Raw genomic sequence first — 17,145 nt, 5'->3', positions numbered from 1 at the left:
GTCGTCCCGGGCGGTTACCCGAGGCTACCCTCCATTTCGAGTTCGACCAGGCGGTTGAGTTCGACCGCGTACTCGATCGGCAGTTCCTCCGTGATCGGCTCGATGAATCCCGAGACGATCATCTGCTTTGCGTCGTCGTCGTCGAGGCCGCGCGACTGGAGGTAGAACACGTCCTCGTCGCCGATCTTCCCCACCGTCGCCTCGTGGGCCACGTCCACCGTCGACTCGTTGATCTCCATGTACGGCATGGTGTCCGAGGTGGACTCGTTGTCGAACATCAGCGCGTCGCACTCCACCGAGGTCGACGAGTTCGCCGCGCCGTCGGCGATGTGGACGAGGCCGCGGTAGTTGGTGCGGCCGCCGTCCTTCGAGATCGACTTGGACTCGATGGTCGACTTGGTTTCGGGGGCGTTGTGGTACACCTTCGCGCCAGTGTCGATGTTCTGCCCCTCGCCCGCGAACGCGATGGTGATGTGGTTGTCGCTCGCGCCGCGGCCCTTCAGAATCGAGGCCGGGTAGAGCATGGTGGCCTTCGAGCCCATGGAGCCGGAGATCCACTCCATGCGGCCGCCCTTCTCGACGATGGCGCGCTTGGTGTTGAGGTTGTAGGTGTTCTTCGACCAGTTCTGCACCGTCGAGTACTGCACGTGCGCGTCCTCGCCCACGAACACTTCGACGCCGCCGGAGTGCAGGTTGAAGGCGGAGTACTTGGGCGCGGAGCAACCCTCGATGTAGTGGACCTCGCTGCCCTTCTCGGCGACGATGAGCGTGTGTTCGAACTGGCCCATCCCCTCCGAATTCATCCGGAAGTACGCCTGCACCGGCATCTCGACCGTCACGTCCTCGGGGACGTAGACGAAGGAGCCGCCGGACCAGATAGCGCCGTGCAGCGCCGCGAACTTGTTGTCCGACGGCGGCACGCACTTCGTCATGAAGTACTCCTTGACGATGTCGGGGTGCTCCTGGACAGCCTTGTCCATGTCCATGAAGACGACGCCCTTCTCCTGCCACTGTTCCTGCATGTTCTGGTAGACGATCTCGGACTCGTACTGGGCGCCGACGCCCGAGAGGGCGTTGCGCTCGGCCTCCGGAATCCCCAGCTTGTCGAACGTGTCCTTGATGTCCTCGGGCAGGTCGTCCCACGACTCCGCGCCGCCGCGGGTCTCGATGTCCGGGCGGATGTACGGGACGATCTCGTTCACGTCGACCTCCGACAGGTCCGGCTGCCCCGGCCAGTCGGTCGGCATCGGCATCTTCTGGAACTGCTTCAGCGCGCGGAGGCGGCGCTGCAGCATCCACTCCGGTTCGTCCTTGTCCTCCGAGATGAGACGGATCGTCTCCTCGGTGAGACCCTTGTCGGCCTTGAACGCGGCCTTCTGCTCCTTCTTGAATTCGAAGCGGGCCTCGGTGTCTGTTTCCTTGAGGTGATCTTGTTCGGAGCTCATTGTCTCGTGTTTACGTTCGCTAACTTATGTAGCCTCTGCTAGGCGAATTCGGTTACGCCGTGCCGTACACTTCCTCGCGGACCCAGTCGTACCCCTTCGCTTCGAGTTCCTGGGCGAGCGAGGCGTCGCCCTCCATGACGACCTCGCCGTCGAGCATGATGTGGACCATGTCGGGCTCGACGTAGTCGAGGATGCGCTGGTAGTGGGTGATCTGGAGGATGCCGGTGCCCTGCTCGTCGCGGAGGGCGTTGATGCCCTTCGAGACGTCCTGCAGGCGGTCGATGTCGAGCCCCGAGTCGATCTCGTCGAGCACGGCGATCGACGGCTCCAGGATCGCGGCCTGGAGCACCTCGTTCTGCTTCTTCTCGCCGCCGGAGAAGCCGGCGTTGAGGTACCGCTGGGCGAACTTCTCGTCCATGTCGAGGAGCTCCATCTTCTCCTTCAGCAGCTGCTGGAACTCGGCGACGCCGACCTCGCCCTCGTCGACGGGGCCCTCCATCGGCGAGGTGTCGTAGCCGACGTCCTCCTCCTCGTCTTCGGCCTCGTCCTCGTCCTCGAAGAGCTCCTCGCGCTCTTCGAGCTTGGCGTTGAGCGCCGTCCGGAGGAAGTTCGTCATCGTGACGCCCTCGATCTCGGCGGGGTACTGGAAGCCGAGGAAGACGCCGAGCGCGGCCCGCTCGTTCGGTTCGAGGTCGAGGAGGTCCCACGTGCGCTTGTCCTCGGGGATCTCGAAATCCGCGCCGAAGTCGTCCTCGTCGAGGTGGAGCAGCACCTCCCCCTCGGTCACTTCGTAGGCGGGATGGCCGGCGATGACCTTTGCGGTCGTCGACTTTCCGGACCCGTTCGGTCCCATCAGCGCGTGGATCTCCCCCGAGTTGACCTCGAGATCGACGCCCCGAAGGATCTTCTCACCGTCCTCGGTCGCTACCTCTGCGTGGAGGTTCTTGATTTCGAGTACTGCCATCGTTATCTCGTTTCCTCGTACTCGAAGGGTGGCGAGTCCGACCCATAATGCTTACGCATTTACCCCCTGCGATTTTTGACCTGGGAAAATTAATTTGCCGTTTGTGAAAGCGTCGCGGCGGGCGCAACGGGCGCGACGGGCCGTAATCAGCGCGGTGAGAGCGCGCTGCGCGCGCCGATCGGTTTTCCTGGGCGATCAGACGAAGGCCCCTCCCGGGTAATCAGACGAAGCTCCCGAGGCCGGTCTGCTGCTGGCCGGATTTGACCTCGTCCCACGAGACGTCGAGCGCCTCGATGACCCGGGCGATGGGGCCCTTCAGCGTCTTGTCGAGCATCTTCTCCCAGTCGATCTCGAACTCCTCGGGCACCTGGTCGGCGTACTCGAAGCAGATGACGTCCTGGTTCTTCCGGAACTCGTCGTACAGGTCGCGCTTTCGGCGCTGTTCGGCCGTGAGTTCCCCGCGGGTCCCGCCGTTCTTCTCGGGGAACAGCTCGGGGTGGCGGGACTCGAAGCGCTCGAAGAACTCGGGTTTGACGCGATCGAGGTAGAGCCGCTTCGGCTTGCTCCCGCGCTGGAAGTTGGTGCCGAGGAGCAGGTTCGCGTACTTCGCCCCCCTGACCTGCGCCGTGTCGGTGTCGTAGCTGTCGAGGCGCTTGCCGATGCCGCCGGGAATACCTACCTCGTCCGGGTCGACGTTCCCGGCCTGGAAGTCGGTGATGACCTCGTGGACGTACGATTTCACCGCCGCCAGGTCGCCGCCGGTGACGATCATCTCGATGACGTTCTTCTGGACTTCCTTGGTGATCGGCGCGATGTCGGAGCGCTTGTACTCGAAGCCCGTGATGTCGATGTCGTCGACGTCCTTGCCCTCCTTCCAGATGATGTTGCCCGCGTACCGCTTCTTTCGGCCGGCCTGGAAGAACCGGCGGTAGAGTTTCTCGAACTCGATCTGGAAGCGGTGCTCCTCCGCGCCGAGTTCCTCGCGCGCGAAGTCGTCGTACCTGCTGTTGATGTGCGCCTCGATCTCAAAGGACTGCTCTACGGCCTCGTCCTTCGTGACGTCGGGGCCGAGTTCGAGCATGACGCTGTCGGTGTTGTGGAGAACGATCCCGCCGACGCCGTCGACGAAGTTCTCGTTCTTTTCGACGCTGAGGTCGTACACGTAGCCGTCGTAATCGACTTCGGTGAGAACCGGCTTGCGACCCTCGCGGTAGTAATCGCAGGTGCGAATCGTGTACGAGCCCTTCGAGGCTCGGTATTTCAGCGCGTGTTTCTGCCCGCGCTGGGTGAGTAACATCGACAACCCGGCGGCGAGCTCTCGGCTCACCGTCTCGAAGTCGAAGTTTCGGTCGGCGTACGCGTCGGAGTACCGCGGGAACTCCTTCGACCCGTCACCCTCGACCGCAGTCCGGATGAACAGCGTCTGGAGTTCGTCGGGGAGGTGAAAGATGAACGATGGAACCCGCTTTCCCCGGCACGTTTGCCCCGCGAATTCCCGGAAGAACACCGCCGCAAGTTCGTTCATCATCTGGAGCTTGAGCGTCCGATCGTTGTCCGTCAGCACCGTTCCGTCGGAGCCGGGTTCGGACGGCAGACGACGTTCGTCGCGCACGTCACTCTCGACGATGCTTGCGGTCGTATTGTCGAACAGTCGGTAGTAGTCACGCTGGAGTTGTTCGAGCCACTCCCGCCGCGACTCCGCGATGCTCGCGCCGTAGCGACTCTCCGTCGTTTCGGCCGTCGAAGAGCTTCCTTCGGCAACGTACGCCGCGAGGAGTCTGACGAGCGCGTACCCGTCCTCGCTGTCGACATCGATGTAGCGCTGGACGCGGACGGTCTTCGGTTGGTCACGGTGGTGTTCGTGCCCGAACCAGACGTACTCGTCGTCGGCGTGGACGCGTTTCACCTTCGTTCGGGAGTTGTCACCACCGACGCTCCGTCCGTCCTCGTATTCGCGTTCGTACCCGCTGAGGATCTCGTACACGTCGATCGTCTCGACCGCGTCGACGTCCGGGAATCCGTCGACCCGAAGCGGTTCGTCCACGTCGTCCGGACTGGCTTCCGTCAGTTCGCCGTCCGCCTCGACGACGTACGAATGGTCGTAAGTCGTCGTCGACTCTCCGAACTTGTGCTGAAGTTTGACGACCGGTTTGTCCGTTTCGTGCCTGATCGCCTGTCTGATTGGTTGCCACTCCGGCTCGCCGTTCTCGTTCACGGAGAGCGCTTCCCATCCGTCGACCGCTCGACGCTCCTTGCCGAGGGACGTCGCGGCGACCGGACCGCCGTCTGCGGTGATGAGTACTTCCGAAGTCGCCTCCGGTCGGCCCTGCTCGAATAGCTCCTCGATCGGGAGGAGCCGAACCGAACCGGTCGGGTCGCGTACGACCACGGGACGATCCCCGGTCACGCTGTCGCCGTACGCCACCTCGTAGCCGATCTCCTTCGCCGCCGTCTCGGTGAACGCGATGACCTCGCGGCCGGTGGCCGTGATGGCGGCGGCGTTCTCCTTGTCGTAGAGGCGGAACCGGTCCCAGCCCGAGACGCCGTACAGCGAGTTCATGATGACCTTCACCGCCGCCTGCTGCCGATCGAACTGCTCGTACTCGGGCGTCCCCGGCGCGTGCTCGTTGCGGAGCGCCTTCTTCTCCTCGCGCTCGGTGAGGAGTTCGTCGACCATGTCGCGCATCATCCCGTTCGGTTCCTTCCGGAAGCGGGTCCCGTTCGGCGCGCGGTAGGTCTCCCCCTCGTACTCCGGACCGACCTTCGTCTCCGGCGAGGCGTTGATCGTCACCATGCACATCGGGTACAGCGACTTCAGGTCGAGCACGGTCACGTTCTCCCTGATGCCCGTGATCGGGTCGAAGACCGCGCCGCCTTCGAACTCCTCGGTCTCCTGCTGTCCCTTCGTCGGGAGCACGAACCGCCCGTGCGCCTTGTGGAGCACGTAGATGTCCACCGCGTCGCCGGGCGTCGGCGCGTCCTCCAGGAGGCAGCCGACGAAGGTCCGCACCTCGTCCCAGAAGGCGATGACCTCCTGCTTGCGGTCGATCTCGACGCAGAGCTCGACGTCGCGAACGTTGTACTCGAGGAGGCGCTCGGGGTCCCGCTCCCAGAGGTCGCCGATGTCTCCGGAGTACCGCTCCTTGCCCACGTCGAGTTCCAGTTCGCCCACGGCGTCGAGGCGGTACGACTCCAGTTCGGAGAACTGGGTCCGTTTGTAGGCGTACAGCAGGTCGAAGACGACCCGACCCTTGATGTCGGGGCCGCCCCAGCCGCTGCGCCAGACCTCGTCGACGCGCGAGAGGCGTTCGACGCTGAGGTCGTACTCGCTCGTCGGGTCGAGCACCTCCAGCCGGTCGAGGAAGTACGGCGCGTCGAAGTCCTCGAAGTTCCAGCCGGTGAGCACGTCCGGGTCCGTCTCCTCGACGTACGACACGAACGCGTCGAGCATCTCGTCCTCGGCCTCGAACGACCGGACCTCGATGTCGGTGCTGTCCTGGTACGGGTCGTACCCGACGAGCGCGTCGGGCGCGTCCCCGTCGCCGTCGGGGGCCTCGTACAGCCAGGCGACGTACTCGTCGCGGTAGGAGTCGTGGCTCGTCAGGCAGACGATCGGCTCCTCGCCGTCCTCGGGGAAGCCGGACCGATCGTCCACCTCGATGTCGAACGTGTTGACGCGGAGTTCGGCGTCGACCTCGACCGGTTCGACCTCGTCGTGCGGAACCTGGATAGTGCCGTCGTCGAGCCGACGCGCCGGCACTCGGACGCCGCCGCCGATGTCCTTGTCGATGAGAAACCGGTTCGGAAACAGGATGTCGGCCTCGTAGTGCTCGAACTCGTCGCGCATCTGGCCGACGTCCCGCGGGGTGCGGCCGAAGATCTTCGTGAGCGCCTTCCCCCGGATGCTCCGGTACCCCTCCTCGGCGCCCGTGATGGCGTCGCGGTCGAGCGCTCCGTCGGTCAGCGAGTCGGTCGGGGCGTAGAAGTACGGGCGGAATCCGAGAACGCGGACGTGCTGGGGTTCGTTGTCCGCCGTGCGACCGAAGACGTGGACGACGGGATGCTCGTTCGAACCCTGCCCTTCGACGGTGTAATCGACCTGCGTCACGGCGATCTCGATCGTTCCGTCGGCCTCCGGGAACCGAAGCTCCGACGCGTCGATGACCTCCGCGACCTCCTGGCCGCCGTTGCCCGCGACGGCCGCGGCCTCCTCGTCCGGCCGGGCGCCACCTCCTCCCCCGGCGAAGTCGTCGAATCCGCTCTGTTTCATGTTGTCGATGGTTCGTCCCCGCCGATAAAAACCCCCGCGGTGTGGCCGCAGCGCTCGGCCGCGAGCGGGGGCTACCTCGGCGAGAGGCCTTCCGGCGGACGACCCGCCGGCCCCGGCCGCTCTCGGGCGGTGCCGTCGCGGACGATGGCGGCTCGACCGAATTCCGGTCGTCGGGACGGACTCGAGGACGGGGTCGCGTCGGTTCAATCCGACGCCGACGCGTACAAAACTATCGATTGATATCTTCCAGAAAACATTTATTCGAAGAATCAGGTTGGATCTGTGAAATGTCCGACCGTGCGATAGACGAGGAGAGGGGGATCGACGCGTCCGACGAACCGCCGAAGGTGCCCGACGGCGTCGAGACGATCGAGTCCTACGAGACGGACGGCGGCGTGGTGTTCTACGACGCCGACAACCCGCTGGCGTGGATGCAGGCGGCGCGAACCGTCCCGCTGAAGGAGTGCGCCTGAAGTCGAACGCTTTTCCCCGCTGCCGATCGACGGTTCGACCGTGACCGCCGACCCGTGGTCCGACGAGCCCGGGGACGGGGACGATCCCTGGCCGGACGAGCCGGACGAGCCCGACCCCGAAGCCCGGTGGAGCGATCCGGAGCGGGAGCTTCCGACGGTCCCGTCGGTACCTGATCCCCGCGTCTCCGAGCCGAAGCCGCGGCCGGAGGCCGTCCGGGAGATCGCCGGACCGTTCTGGGCCAGCGTCGTCTTCGTCAACCTGGGGCTGTTTGCGCTCTGCCTCGGACTGATGCTCGTCTACTTCCGCGACCAGTGGACCATCGGGGGCGGACTGGTGGTCGGGGGGACGCTCGCCCTGGTACGGACCTATCAGATCTACCGCGAGTTCAGACGGAGCCGGGACGGCGCGGACGGGACAGACGCGGATGGGGACGACCCGGACGGGAACGAGGGCGTCTCGGACGCCGCCCGTCGGGCCGACGACGCGCCGGCTTCGGACGACCGATCGGCGGCGGACGAGCGGAACTCCTAACCCCCCGCGGGGCCTGTCCGTCCACATGCGAACGGTACGGGATTCGTCGGGGAAGCGGTATCTCCTCCTCAAGCGGTCCGGCTCGTCGAGTCTCGTGCGCGACCCCGAGACGGGGGCCGAACGGTACGTCGGCAACGAGGACCTCGAAGCGGTCGACGGCGAATCGCCGCTCGCCACCGCCGCCGCGGGAGTGCCCGCGGCCGTCAGACGGCTGATCACCGCGGCGCCGAACGACCGCGCGCTCGGGCTGCTCGTCGAACTCGTGGACCGCGGTCCCCTGTCGGCGGTCGAACTGCTCGACGCGTACGACCTCTGCGAGAGCGACCTCCACGGCGTCATCGCGGAGTTCCGCGCGGCCGGGCTGGTCGAGGAGACCCGGGTGTACGGCGAGCGCGGGTACGACGCGACCGCTCTCGCGACCGACGCGGTCGCGGCGATCCGGCGGTAGTTCAGTCGTCGGCGGGGGATTCGAGCCCGACGAGCGCCGCGGCGTCCTCGCGTCGGACGGACGAGCGGTTCGTCGTCGCGTCCTTCTCGACCGTGACGAGGTCGTCCGCGGCCCCGACGAGTTCCTCGTCGTGGCTGACGATGACGATCTGTCGGACGCCGAGTCCGCGCATCTCCTCCACCAGGCCGACGAGTCGGGAGACGTGCCCGGAGTCGAGGAAGACCGTCGGCTCGTCGAGGATCAGCGGGGGCATGGGCGCGGCCCCGTCGATCCCCTCCGCGAGCAGCCGGTAGATCGCACAGCGGAGGCTGAGGTTGAACAGCGCGCGCTCGCCGCCCGAGAGCTGCTCGGGGTCGAGCGCGGTCCTGTCCTTCTGGAAGACGGTGAGCTCGTACTCCCCGTCGAGCCGGATGCGCGAGTAGGCGTCGTTGCCGTAGACCAGATCGAACGTCTCGTTCAGCATCCGTTCGAGGCTCTCGACGTTCCGCCGCCGGAGCTCCGCGCGGAGGTCGCCGTACATACGCTCCAGCTCCTCCGTCTCGTCGTGAAGCGATTCGAGCGCGTCGACGCGCTCCGAGAGCTCCTCGCGCTGCGCCCGCAGTTCCTCCAGCTGCGCGAGGTCCTGTTTGACCCCGCCGACGGCGCTCTGAAGCTCGTCCCGCGTTTCGGTCAGGCGATCCAGCTCGTCTTCGACCCGTTCGAGGTACTCCTCGGCCTTTTCCTTCTGCTCGCGGGCCCGTCGGATCTGCTCCTCGTCGACGGCCTCGCGGAGCTCCGCCCGACGAGAGCGCTTCTCGGCGAGTCGCTCGCGGCGCTCGTCGTTGAGGTCGGCGAGGCTCTCGCGCCTCTCGCCGAGGCGCTCGGCGCGATCCTCGGCGTCGTCGCGCTCCGAGAGGAGCTCCGAGAGACGGTCGAGCCGGTCGCGGGCGTCGGAAACCGCCTCCAGGTCGGCTTCGAGCTCCGCGACTTCCTCGCGCGCGTCCTCGGCCTCCGCCGCCTTTTCGGCGGCGACCTCCCGCTTCGACTCGGCCTCGACTGTCAGCTCCTCGGCGTCCTCGCGGAGTTCGTCGATCTGCTCCCGCTTTTCGCTGATCTCGCGTGCCTTCTCCTCGACGCGTTCTTCGAACATCTCGCGGCCGTTCCGGAGTTCGCGAACCCGGTCTTCGGCGTCGACGAGGGCGACCGTCTCCTCGATGGCCGCCTCCAGATCCGCCCGGCGCTCCCGGACGGCTTCGAGGTCGGCTTCGAGGGAGGCGACCCGTTCTCTGTCCTCGTCGACGGAATCGACGTGCGGCGAGCCGTCGACGGGCTGGCCGCACTCGGGGCACTTGCCCTCGGCGAGCAGCGCCTCGGCCTCCTCGACGCGGTCGCGCGCGCTTTCGAGCGCCGCCTTCGTCTCCGTCTCCTCGTCGCGGACCGTCGACAGAGTTTCCCGGAGTTCGGTCTCGCGCTCGGCCGCCCCGCCGAGGTCGACCGGCGCGTCGTCGAACGTCGCTTCGAGGTCGTCCAGCTCCGCGTCGAGGTCGTCGAGCGCCTCCCGACGCCGTTCGAGTTCGGCCTCGGCCGCTTCGACGGCGTCAGCGAGTTCGGCCGCCCGGTCGCGCTTGCTCGCCGCGCGTTTTTCGAACTCGTCGGCCCGCTCGCCGAGTTTCTCGGCCTGGTTCGAGAGCATCGTGACCCGCGTCCGCAGGTCGGCCAGCCCGGCGTCGAGATCCGACTCCCGCTCGTCCAGCGTCTCGCGTCGCGTCTCGATGGCGGCCGCCTCGGCCGCTTCCAGCGGCGTCTCCGACAGCCGCTCGGCGATCGCGCCGTCGAGGTCAGCGAGGCGCTCGCGGACGTCGCGGAGCTCGTCGCGGAGGCGTTCCCGCTCCCGCTCCGTCTCGGCGATGTCGCCCTCGAGCGCCTCGATTTCCTCGGAGAGGTCGGCGAGCTCCGCGCGCTTCTCCTCGTGCCCGTCGAGGACCTCCCGGGCCGCGTCTCGGCTGTTCTCGGCCTTCCGCCGCTGCTCCTCGTAGCGGTCGATGTCGGCGTCGACCTCCTTCAGGTCGGTCCGGAGGGCGTTGAGGCGGTCGTGCAGGCCCGCGTCCTCCTTCGCCTCGATCTGGGAGTCGAGTTCGGAGAGCCGCCCGCGCTTGTCCGCGAGGACGTCGTTCACCCCGAGGCGGGCGTCGGACGCCCGCTCGCGGTACGCCTCCAGCTTTCCGAGCTGGAGGAGATCGTCGATCATGTCCTGGCGCTGGCCGGGCGTGGCGTTGATGAGTTTGTTCACCTCGCCCTGGCGGACGTACGCGCAGTTGACGAACGCCTCGGCGTCCATCCGGAGCGTGTCCGTGACGAACTGCCGGACGTCGCGGGCCCCCTCGATCGTCGCGTCGGGGCCCGAGAGGACGCACTTCGCCGTCAGCGTTCGGTCGTCCGACCGTCGCAGCCGGCGTTCGAGGTGGTACTCGTCGTCGTCGTGCGTGAACCACAGCTCGATTTCTGCGTCCTCCTCCCCGGTCGTGATGACGTCGTCGAGCGTCCCGTCGAGCGCCTTCGACCCGTAGAGGGCGAAGAAGCACGCTTCGAGCAGCGAGGACTTTCCGCTGCCGTTCAGCCCGTGGATGACCGTCACCCCGTCTCGCAGCAGGAGGTCGGTGTCCTCGTACGGCTTGAAGTTCGCGAGCCGGACGCGGTCGAATCTCACAGGTAGTCCTCCATCGACACCTGGTCGCCGTTTCGAGCCGATCCGTCCGGCTCCGGTTCGCGCTCGGGTTCGGCCGGGGGACCCGACGCGTCCGCGGCGGACGCGACCGTACCATCGCCTTCGGCGTCGGCCTCGGCTTCGGCGTCGGCGTCGGCGTCGGCCGTCTCCGGATCCGCGTCCGAAGCCGCGCCTTCGCTCGGCCGCTCGGCCGCGTCCCCGTCGTCGCTGACTCCGTCTCCGCCGGTTCCGTTCGCGGCGTCCGGGCGCTCGGGGGCATCCGGGCGTTCGGCGTCGTCCGCTGCGTCCGGGGCGCGCTCGAAGGCGCCCGGATCGTCGGCGGCGAGCCGCTCGACGCGGGTCCGCACCTCCTCGCGGACGTTGGAATCGGCCACCTTGCTCGCCCGGACCGTCTCGTCGATGTCGATGGCCGCCGCCGAGAGGCCGAGGTCGACGATCCGGTCGCGGACCGCGTCGTCGGGGTCGGCGAAGCTCACCGACAGCTCCGTCTCGGCGTCGATCTCGCGCCTGTCCGTGACGCGGGCGACGAGCGCCCCCTTCTCGGTCGCGAACGCCTCGACGCTCGCGGGCGTCAGCGGCTCGCCCGCCCCGGTGATCTCGACGATGACGACCGCGCCGTCGAGGTCGTGCTGACCGATCTGCTCGCGGACGCGCTCGACGCCCTCGCCGTCCGCCAGCTCGACCGAGACGAACGCGAACGGCCGGGTGTCGAGCGCCCGCCGGCGGATGTCGACGTCCCCGTCGAACTCGACGAGGTTGTACCCCCTCCCGGGTTTCTCGCTCGCGCTCGCGCGCTCGGTCGAACCGCAGTAGGTGACCCACGTCCCGTCGACGGTCGCCGTGTCGGCCGCGTGGTTGTCGCCGAGCAGGACGGCGTCGAAGTCGACGTTCGACTCGCGCAGCACCGTCTCAGTCTCCCAGTTCGCGTGGGCGAACGGCGTGAACAACCCGTGGCCGACGAGGGCGGCGTGCGCGGCGTCGTGCGGTTCGAACCGGTACTCGAGTTCGCTCCGCCGCGACTGGGGGACGTGATCGAGCCCGTAGAACGCCGTGTCGCCGATCACGTGCGGTTCGCGCCCGAGGCGGGTCGCGAGGTCGAGCCGCTCGAACAGGTCGAGCCACTGGTCCCCCCTGACCGACTCGTGGTTTCCGACGATCGCGAGGAAGGGGATGCCGGCGTCGTCGAGCTTCCGCAGCGCGGAGAGCGCGCCGAGGAGATCCTCCAGGTCGGGTCGCCTGTCGTGAAAGAGATCTCCGGCGTGGACCACGGCGTCGACCCGCGCGTCGACCGCGTCGTCCACCACCTGTTCGAAGGCCTCGAGGAAGTCCCGTCGTCGCTCCGGCGAGTGGTACTGCTGGTACCCGATGTGGGTGTCGCCGGTGTGGATCACCCGCGTCATCTGCTCCCTCCTTGGCAACCGCTCGGTAAAGGCGTTGTGCGACCGGGTCGGAAGTGATCGTCCGCGTCCGCGGGGGGGTTCAGAACCGCGTCGGCCGCGGCGCGCCGGTACCGCTCGACGCGAGCGAGGACGCGTCGCCCGGCCCGCGCGGCGTCGTCGTCGGCCCGACGCTCCGCGGTCGCGACCGCGGCCCGGAGGTCCGACTCTCCCGACCGCTCGAAGAAAGCCGCCGCGTCCTCGACGCTGGCGAGCGCGTCCGCTCCCGCTCGGATCGTCCGCCGGTGGTCGGCGGGGGTCGGCGGTTCGGCTCCCAGCGCGAGCCGACGAAGCGCGCGCTTGACCGTTCTCGGATTCGCCACGGGACGTCTGGTGCCGCGATCGTATTTAAATGTTCAGCGTGTAGAGGCGCTTGCGGGCGTCCGAGAAGGAAAAGCGCGACGTGACGACCCCCTCGTCTTCCAGCCGGGCGAGGGCGTACCTGACCGTCCGCGGCGGCAACAGCGTTTCCTCTGCCAGTTGGCTCTGCGTCAGCGTGTCGTTGTAGTCGAGGACTTTGGCGACTAGCTTCGCGCTCGGCGGGAGGTCCCGGACCGACGCCCAGCGATCGGACGCCGCGTCTCCCCTGACCGCCTCTGAGGTGCTCATACTACCTCGACCTGGGGAATACAGGTTAATAATATTTACCATGTGTAATGATTACCTTCGGTTATTCTTCGGTGAGTGTTCGACGGAGGGTTACGTTACCCGAAGCCTCTTATTGGCGACCGACCTAAGGCGAGTGATGACCGACACTGTGGACGACGTCGATCTGCCGTACGACGAGGAGTCGACGTCGCAACACGAGAAGATTGAGGCCCTGCAGGAGCGCCTCGAGATACTCGAGTCACAGAACGAGGAGATGCGGGACAAGCTCCTCGACGCGAACGCCGAGAACAACAAGTACCAGCAGAAACTCGAGCGCCTGACTCACGAGAACAAGAAGCTGAAGCAGTCCCCGCTCTTCGTCGCGACGGTCCAGGAGATGACCGACGAGGGCGTCATCATCAAACAGCACGGGAACAACCAGGAGGCCCTCACCGAGGTCACGAACGAGATGCGCGGCGAACTCGAACCCGACGCGCGCGTCGCGGTCAACAACTCCCTCTCGATCGTCAAGCGCCTCGACAACGAGACCGACGTCCGGGCCCGGGTGATGCAGGTCGAGCACAGCCCCGACGTGACCTACGAGGACATCGGCGGGCTCGAAGAACAGATGCAGGAGGTCCGCGAGACCGTCGAGATGCCGCTCGATCGCCCCGACATGTTCGAGAAGGTCGGGATCGAGCCGCCGTCGGGCGTGCTCCTGTACGGGCCGCCGGGCACCGGCAAGACGATGCTGGCGAAGGCCGTCGCGAACCAGACGGACGCGACGTTCATCAAGATGGCCGGCTCCGAGCTCGTCCACAAGTTCATCGGCGAGGGGGCGAAGCTCGTCCGCGACCTGTTCGAGGTCGCCCGCGAGAACGAGCCGGCGGTCCTCTTCATCGACGAGATCGACGCCATCGCCTCGAAGCGGACGGACTCGAAGACCTCCGGGGACGCCGAGGTCCAGCGGACGATGATGCAGCTGCTCTCGGAGATGGACGGGTTCTCGGAGCGCGGCGAGATCCGCATCATCGCCGCGACGAACCGCTTCGACATGCTCGATCCCGCCATCCTCCGGCCGGGTCGGTTCGATCGCCTCATCGAGGTGCCCAAGCCGACCGAGGAGGGCCGCGAGATCATCTTCCGCATCCACACCCGGAAGATGAACGTCGACGACGAGGTCGACTTCGCCGAGCTGGCGGAGCTCGCCGAGGACGCCTCCGGCGCCGACATCAAGGCGATCTGCACCGAAGCCGGCATGCTCGCCATCCGCGACGACCGGACAGAGATCTACATGCGTGACTTCCTCGACGCCTGGGAGAAGATCCAGGCCGAGTCCGACGAGGACGCGGACGTCTCCCGCGCGTTCGCCTGAGAGTCGCGCGGCGTTCGCGCTCGGGCGCAAAGCTCTTCTCTCGTTCCTATCGGATCGCGGAGTTTCAGTCGCTCGCCGAGAGCGAGAGCGGCGCGCTCGCACGGTCGGCAGTTCCTTCGCCGGCGAAGCGGCGCAATCGGACGTGCGATCAGAGCAGCGCGAACACCAGGTACGGGACGAAAAACAGCAGCGCGAACATGACGAGCAGGATCAGGACGTAGCCGGCGCCGGTTCCGGCCGCCGCGAGCCACGCGTCGTGGTCGAATTCACCCGGGAGGTTCATACCGGGTCGGTCGAAACGGGCGGGCTTAACTCTTCGCCGTCGGCGCGGGCAGCGAGGACCGGCTCCGCCGACCTCGACTCCGAACCACTCAAACCGACGCGGCGACACTTCCGACCATGGGCACGCCACTCGAAACCCGCCAGGAGCAGGTGCTCGAAGTCCTCGACCGCCTGTACGACGCCTACCCCGACTCGACGATCTCCCTGAACTTCTCGAACCGGCTCGAACTCCTCGTGGCCGTCGTGCTCTCCGCGCAGTGCACGGACGAGCGCGTGAACGAGGTCACGGCGGACCTCTTCGAGAAGTACCGGACCCCCGAGGACTACGCGAACGCCGACGTGGACGAGCTGGACGAGGACATCAGCTCCATCACCTACCACAACAACAAGACGAAGTGGATCAAGAGCGCCGCGAACACCATCGTCGAGGAGCACGGCGGCGAGGTCCCGGACACGATGGAGGAGCTGACGGAGCTGAAGGGCGTCGGGCGGAAGACCGCGAACGTCGTCCTCCAGCACGGCCACGACGTGGTCGAGGGGATCGTCGTCGACACGCACGTCCGCCGGCTCTCCCGGCGGCTGGGGATCACGGAGGAGGAGTACCCGGAGCGCATCGAGCGCGACCTCATGTCGATCGTCCCCGAGGAGGACTGGCAGCAGTACACCCACCTCATGATCAGCCACGGACGGGCGACCTGCACGGCGATCAACCCGGAGTGTTCGGACTGCGTCGTGGAAGACCTCTGCCCGTCGTCGAAACTCGACCACGAGATCGACCTGGCGAGCGGCGAACCCTGGGATTGACCGGACCCGGCCTCCACGGCGGCGCCGTCGGGCGGTCGGACCGGCCGGAACGCATAACGGGCTGACGACCCAACTGCCGCCCATGACGAAAGACGAACACGGGATCGACCTGGAGGAGGATACCGAGCTCCCCGTTCAAGAGGAGAACGAGGAGGAGGAGGAAAAAGAGGAGAAAGCGGAAAAGGAGCGGCGCGAGGCCGAAGCGGAGGCCGAGGAGGAACAGCGCGAGCGCGAGGTCGAACAGCTCTCGGAGGTCCGAGAGGAGGAGGCCGCAGAGCAGGAGAACCCCGACCGTCACCGGGACGAAGAGCCCTACCAGAGCTGAGGCGTTCGGTTCTCCGCCGTCCCCGCCGCTTTTCAGAAGATGTACCCGGTGAGGTACCGGTAGATCCCGAGCAGGTACGCGCCGATCCAGAACAGCACGTAGCCGAAGACCCCGATCCGGAGGCGTCCGCGCCAGGCGCTCATGTTCTCGTGGAGGTCGTCGAGGTCGACGTCCTGATCCGGGTCGCGGTAGAGGTTCGCCCGGTGTTTGGCCTGGAAGATCCGCACGATCCCGGTGAGCGCGAACACGAGCATCGCGTACGCCTGCAGTCCCAGGATGGCGTGCAGCGCCGCCAGCCCGCCGAACTGTTTGAACAGCCGGGGGATCATCCAGGCGACGACGGGGATCGTGTTCAGCGTCAAGCCGACGACGATGAACTTGAGGTGGTACGTGAGCACGTCCCAGGTCACGGTCTCGGCGTCGATCATGATCCACGCGCCGTAGAGGTAGAAGGGGAAACTCGCGGTGACCATCAGCGCGGCGAGCGTGGCGACGACCGTCTCGCTTACCATCGGTCGGCCTAAGTCGCCGGCCGGCGTAAAGGGACCGAATCGGCCGCGACGCGGGTCGGAAAGCGTATACGCGTGTGGCAAGTAGATTCGGGGTAATGACAGACCCGTCATCGACGCCGGCCGAGACGCCGGACGACGGGCCGAAAGAGGCCGACGGGGCGTCCTCGAGGGCGGACGACGCGGACGCGGAGCTCGACGCACTCCGCCGGCAGGTCGAGGAGAAGTACGACTTCGACGACTTCGGCCCGGAGGACATGGCCGAGATGACGCTGGAGGAGTGGGAGGCGGTGTTCGATCCCGACTCCTGGATCGTCGGCGGGGAGCTCCTGGACCGCGTCGAGAGCGATCTCGCGGCGCGCATCGCCGACCGGGACGTGTTCGCCGTGGTCGAGCGGATCGAGGAGGGCGGCGAACAGCGGCTCATCGCGTACTCGGACGAGGGGTACGCCGTGGTGTTCCCCGACGGGAGCGTCGAGGGGATCGGCACGGTGCTCCGCGACGTGAAACCGACGGTCGCGCTCTGTTCCATGGAGGAGTACGAGGTGCCCGAACCGCCCGCGGACGCCGCGCTCCCGTCGCCGGACGAGATCGCGGAGGGGAGCGGCGAGCTCGGCAACACGATGCTGCAGATCGTCGCCGCCATCCAGCTGCTGGCCGGCGTCGGCCTCCTCGTGGCCTGGCCGATCGCGAACCTGGACATCGTGGCGCCGGTGATCGGCCTCGTCTTCGTCGCGATCGGCTTTTTCCTCTTTCTCGTCGTCGCCAACGCCCGGCTGTCCGACCGGTTCCGGGCCGAGGAGTACCGCAACCGACTCCGCGCCGTCGGCGTCGAGGACGGCGAGCGTCCGGACTTCCTCCCCCTCTCGGAGACGTCCGGCGCGGCCCGCCCCGACGGCCCCGAACGCGAGACGGAGAGCCCCTGAGCCGGACGTCCGATCGCGGAGGAGTCGGTGGGTTTAAGCGCGTCCCTTCCTCAGTGTCACCTGT

Annotated in this window: 16 protein-coding genes; 7 read left to right on the top strand and 9 right to left on the bottom strand. The window is 67.1% G+C overall.

The window, feature by feature from the left end; all coding sequences use genetic code 11:
• Positions 1-14: 14 nt before the first annotated feature.
• The 3 genes from sufB to CNO20_RS12130 form a co-directional block, all read right to left on the bottom strand.
• Positions 15-1,445: a Fe-S cluster assembly protein SufB gene (sufB, locus tag CNO20_RS12140; RefSeq protein WP_101296392.1), complete on the bottom strand. Its 1,431-nt coding sequence runs from the start codon at positions 1,443-1,445 to the stop codon at positions 15-17.
• Between the two features lie 52 nt (positions 1,446-1,497).
• A complete protein-coding gene (locus tag CNO20_RS12135; protein WP_101296391.1) occupies positions 1,498-2,409 on the bottom strand; it encodes an ABC transporter ATP-binding protein in 912 nt (303 codons plus the stop codon).
• Between the two features lie 220 nt (positions 2,410-2,629).
• Entirely contained in the window at positions 2,630-6,679 is a 4,050-nt protein-coding gene (locus tag CNO20_RS12130; protein ID WP_101296390.1) for a DNA polymerase domain-containing protein, read from the bottom strand.
• A gap of 287 nt (positions 6,680-6,966) precedes the next feature.
• On the opposite strand from CNO20_RS12130, the gene CNO20_RS12125 reads away from it, so the two are divergent.
• The 3 genes from CNO20_RS12125 to CNO20_RS12110 are packed head-to-tail and all read left to right on the top strand — an operon-like array spanning position 6,967 to position 8,132.
• Entirely contained in the window at positions 6,967-7,152 is a 186-nt protein-coding gene (locus tag CNO20_RS12125) for a DUF7331 family protein (protein WP_199174848.1), read from the top strand.
• Positions 7,153-7,192: 40 nt separating this feature from the next.
• Positions 7,193-7,684 carry a DUF7322 domain-containing protein gene (locus tag CNO20_RS12120; protein ID WP_199174838.1) on the top strand — a complete coding sequence of 164 codons (492 nt, stop codon included), beginning with the start codon at positions 7,193-7,195 and terminating at the stop codon, positions 7,682-7,684.
• 25 nt (positions 7,685-7,709) lie between these two features.
• Positions 7,710-8,132 carry a DUF7346 family protein gene (locus CNO20_RS12110; protein ID WP_101296389.1) on the top strand — a complete coding sequence of 141 codons (423 nt, stop codon included), beginning with the start codon at positions 7,710-7,712 and terminating at the stop codon, positions 8,130-8,132.
• Position 8,133: 1 nt separating this feature from the next.
• Here the strand turns inward: CNO20_RS12110 and rad50 are convergent, their stop codons facing one another.
• Genes rad50 through CNO20_RS12090 form a run of 4 tightly spaced genes read right to left on the bottom strand, consistent with a single transcriptional unit; the run spans position 8,134 to position 12,881 of the window.
• Positions 8,134-10,818, bottom strand: a complete 2,685-nt coding sequence (rad50, locus tag CNO20_RS12105; RefSeq protein ID WP_101296388.1) for a DNA double-strand break repair ATPase Rad50 — start codon at positions 10,816-10,818, stop codon at positions 8,134-8,136.
• Entirely contained in the window at positions 10,815-12,236 is a 1,422-nt protein-coding gene (gene mre11, locus CNO20_RS12100; protein ID WP_101296387.1) for a DNA double-strand break repair protein Mre11, read from the bottom strand. The genes rad50 and mre11 overlap by 4 nt, the downstream gene beginning before the upstream one ends.
• On the bottom strand, positions 12,233-12,595 hold the full coding sequence (locus tag CNO20_RS23020) for a DUF7966 family protein (RefSeq protein ID WP_158237410.1): 363 nt from the start codon (positions 12,593-12,595) through the stop codon (positions 12,233-12,235). Before CNO20_RS23020 ends, mre11 begins: the two co-directional genes overlap by 4 nt.
• A 25-nt stretch (positions 12,596-12,620) precedes the next feature.
• Entirely contained in the window at positions 12,621-12,881 is a 261-nt protein-coding gene (locus tag CNO20_RS12090; protein WP_101296385.1) for a MarR family transcriptional regulator, read from the bottom strand.
• Between the two features lie 136 nt (positions 12,882-13,017).
• On the opposite strand from CNO20_RS12090, the gene pan1 reads away from it, so the two are divergent.
• A complete protein-coding gene (gene pan1, locus CNO20_RS12085) occupies positions 13,018-14,235 on the top strand; it encodes a proteasome-activating nucleotidase Pan1 (RefSeq protein ID WP_101296384.1) in 1,218 nt (405 codons plus the stop codon).
• Between the two features lie 148 nt (positions 14,236-14,383).
• On the opposite strand, the gene CNO20_RS24095 is transcribed toward pan1, so the two are convergent.
• The gene (locus tag CNO20_RS24095) at positions 14,384-14,518 is read right to left on the bottom strand and encodes a hypothetical protein (RefSeq protein WP_269844141.1); all 135 of its coding nucleotides are present in this window, start codon (positions 14,516-14,518) and stop codon (positions 14,384-14,386) included.
• A gap of 116 nt (positions 14,519-14,634) precedes the next feature.
• On the opposite strand from CNO20_RS24095, the gene nth reads away from it, so the two are divergent.
• Both nth and CNO20_RS12075 read left to right on the top strand, forming a co-directional pair.
• A complete protein-coding gene (nth, locus tag CNO20_RS12080; protein ID WP_101296383.1) occupies positions 14,635-15,321 on the top strand; it encodes an endonuclease III in 687 nt (228 codons plus the stop codon).
• Between the two features lie 82 nt (positions 15,322-15,403).
• Positions 15,404-15,646, top strand: a complete 243-nt coding sequence (locus CNO20_RS12075; protein ID WP_101296382.1) for a hypothetical protein — start codon at positions 15,404-15,406, stop codon at positions 15,644-15,646.
• A gap of 32 nt (positions 15,647-15,678) precedes the next feature.
• Here the strand turns inward: CNO20_RS12075 and CNO20_RS12070 are convergent, their stop codons facing one another.
• Positions 15,679-16,158, bottom strand: a complete 480-nt coding sequence (locus CNO20_RS12070) for a DUF7321 family protein (protein ID WP_101296381.1) — start codon at positions 16,156-16,158, stop codon at positions 15,679-15,681.
• A 95-nt stretch (positions 16,159-16,253) separates the two neighbouring features.
• Between CNO20_RS12070 and CNO20_RS12065 the strand changes: the two genes are divergently transcribed.
• Positions 16,254-17,081: a DUF7319 domain-containing protein gene (locus CNO20_RS12065; RefSeq protein ID WP_101296380.1), complete on the top strand. Its 828-nt coding sequence runs from the start codon at positions 16,254-16,256 to the stop codon at positions 17,079-17,081.
• Positions 17,082-17,145 lie beyond the last annotated feature (64 nt).

The sequence above is a fragment of the Halegenticoccus soli genome (genome assembly GCF_002844195.1).
Classification (GTDB): Archaea; Halobacteriota; Halobacteria; order Halobacteriales; family Haloferacaceae; genus Halegenticoccus; species Halegenticoccus soli.
Note: the sequence above shows the minus strand (reverse complement) of the source record. Positions and strands in the feature narration are given on the sequence as shown.

Bases quoted from the DNA above. Each gene is read 5' to 3' on its own strand.
- CNO20_RS12090 (WP_101296385.1), bottom strand. From the start codon at position 12,881: ATGAGCACCTCAGAGGCGGTCAGGGGAGACGCGGCGTCCGATCGCTGG.
- pan1 (WP_101296384.1), top strand. From the start codon at position 13,018: ATGACCGACACTGTGGACGACGTCGATCTGCCGTACGACGAGGAGTCG.
- CNO20_RS12075 (WP_101296382.1), top strand. From the start codon at position 15,404: ATGACGAAAGACGAACACGGGATCGACCTGGAGGAGGATACCGAGCTC.
- sufB (WP_101296392.1), bottom strand. From the start codon at position 1,445: ATGAGCTCCGAACAAGATCACCTCAAGGAAACAGACACCGAGGCCCGC.
- CNO20_RS24095 (WP_269844141.1), bottom strand. From the start codon at position 14,518: ATGAACCTCCCGGGTGAATTCGACCACGACGCGTGGCTCGCGGCGGCC.
- CNO20_RS12135 (WP_101296391.1), bottom strand. From the start codon at position 2,409: ATGGCAGTACTCGAAATCAAGAACCTCCACGCAGAGGTAGCGACCGAG.
- CNO20_RS12130 (WP_101296390.1), bottom strand. From the start codon at position 6,679: ATGAAACAGAGCGGATTCGACGACTTCGCCGGGGGAGGAGGTGGCGCC.
- mre11 (WP_101296387.1), bottom strand. From the start codon at position 12,236: ATGACGCGGGTGATCCACACCGGCGACACCCACATCGGGTACCAGCAG.
- nth (WP_101296383.1), top strand. From the start codon at position 14,635: ATGGGCACGCCACTCGAAACCCGCCAGGAGCAGGTGCTCGAAGTCCTC.
- CNO20_RS12070 (WP_101296381.1), bottom strand. From the start codon at position 16,158: ATGGTAAGCGAGACGGTCGTCGCCACGCTCGCCGCGCTGATGGTCACC.
- CNO20_RS12125 (WP_199174848.1), top strand. From the start codon at position 6,967: ATGTCCGACCGTGCGATAGACGAGGAGAGGGGGATCGACGCGTCCGAC.
- CNO20_RS12110 (WP_101296389.1), top strand. From the start codon at position 7,710: ATGCGAACGGTACGGGATTCGTCGGGGAAGCGGTATCTCCTCCTCAAG.
- CNO20_RS12065 (WP_101296380.1), top strand. From the start codon at position 16,254: ATGACAGACCCGTCATCGACGCCGGCCGAGACGCCGGACGACGGGCCG.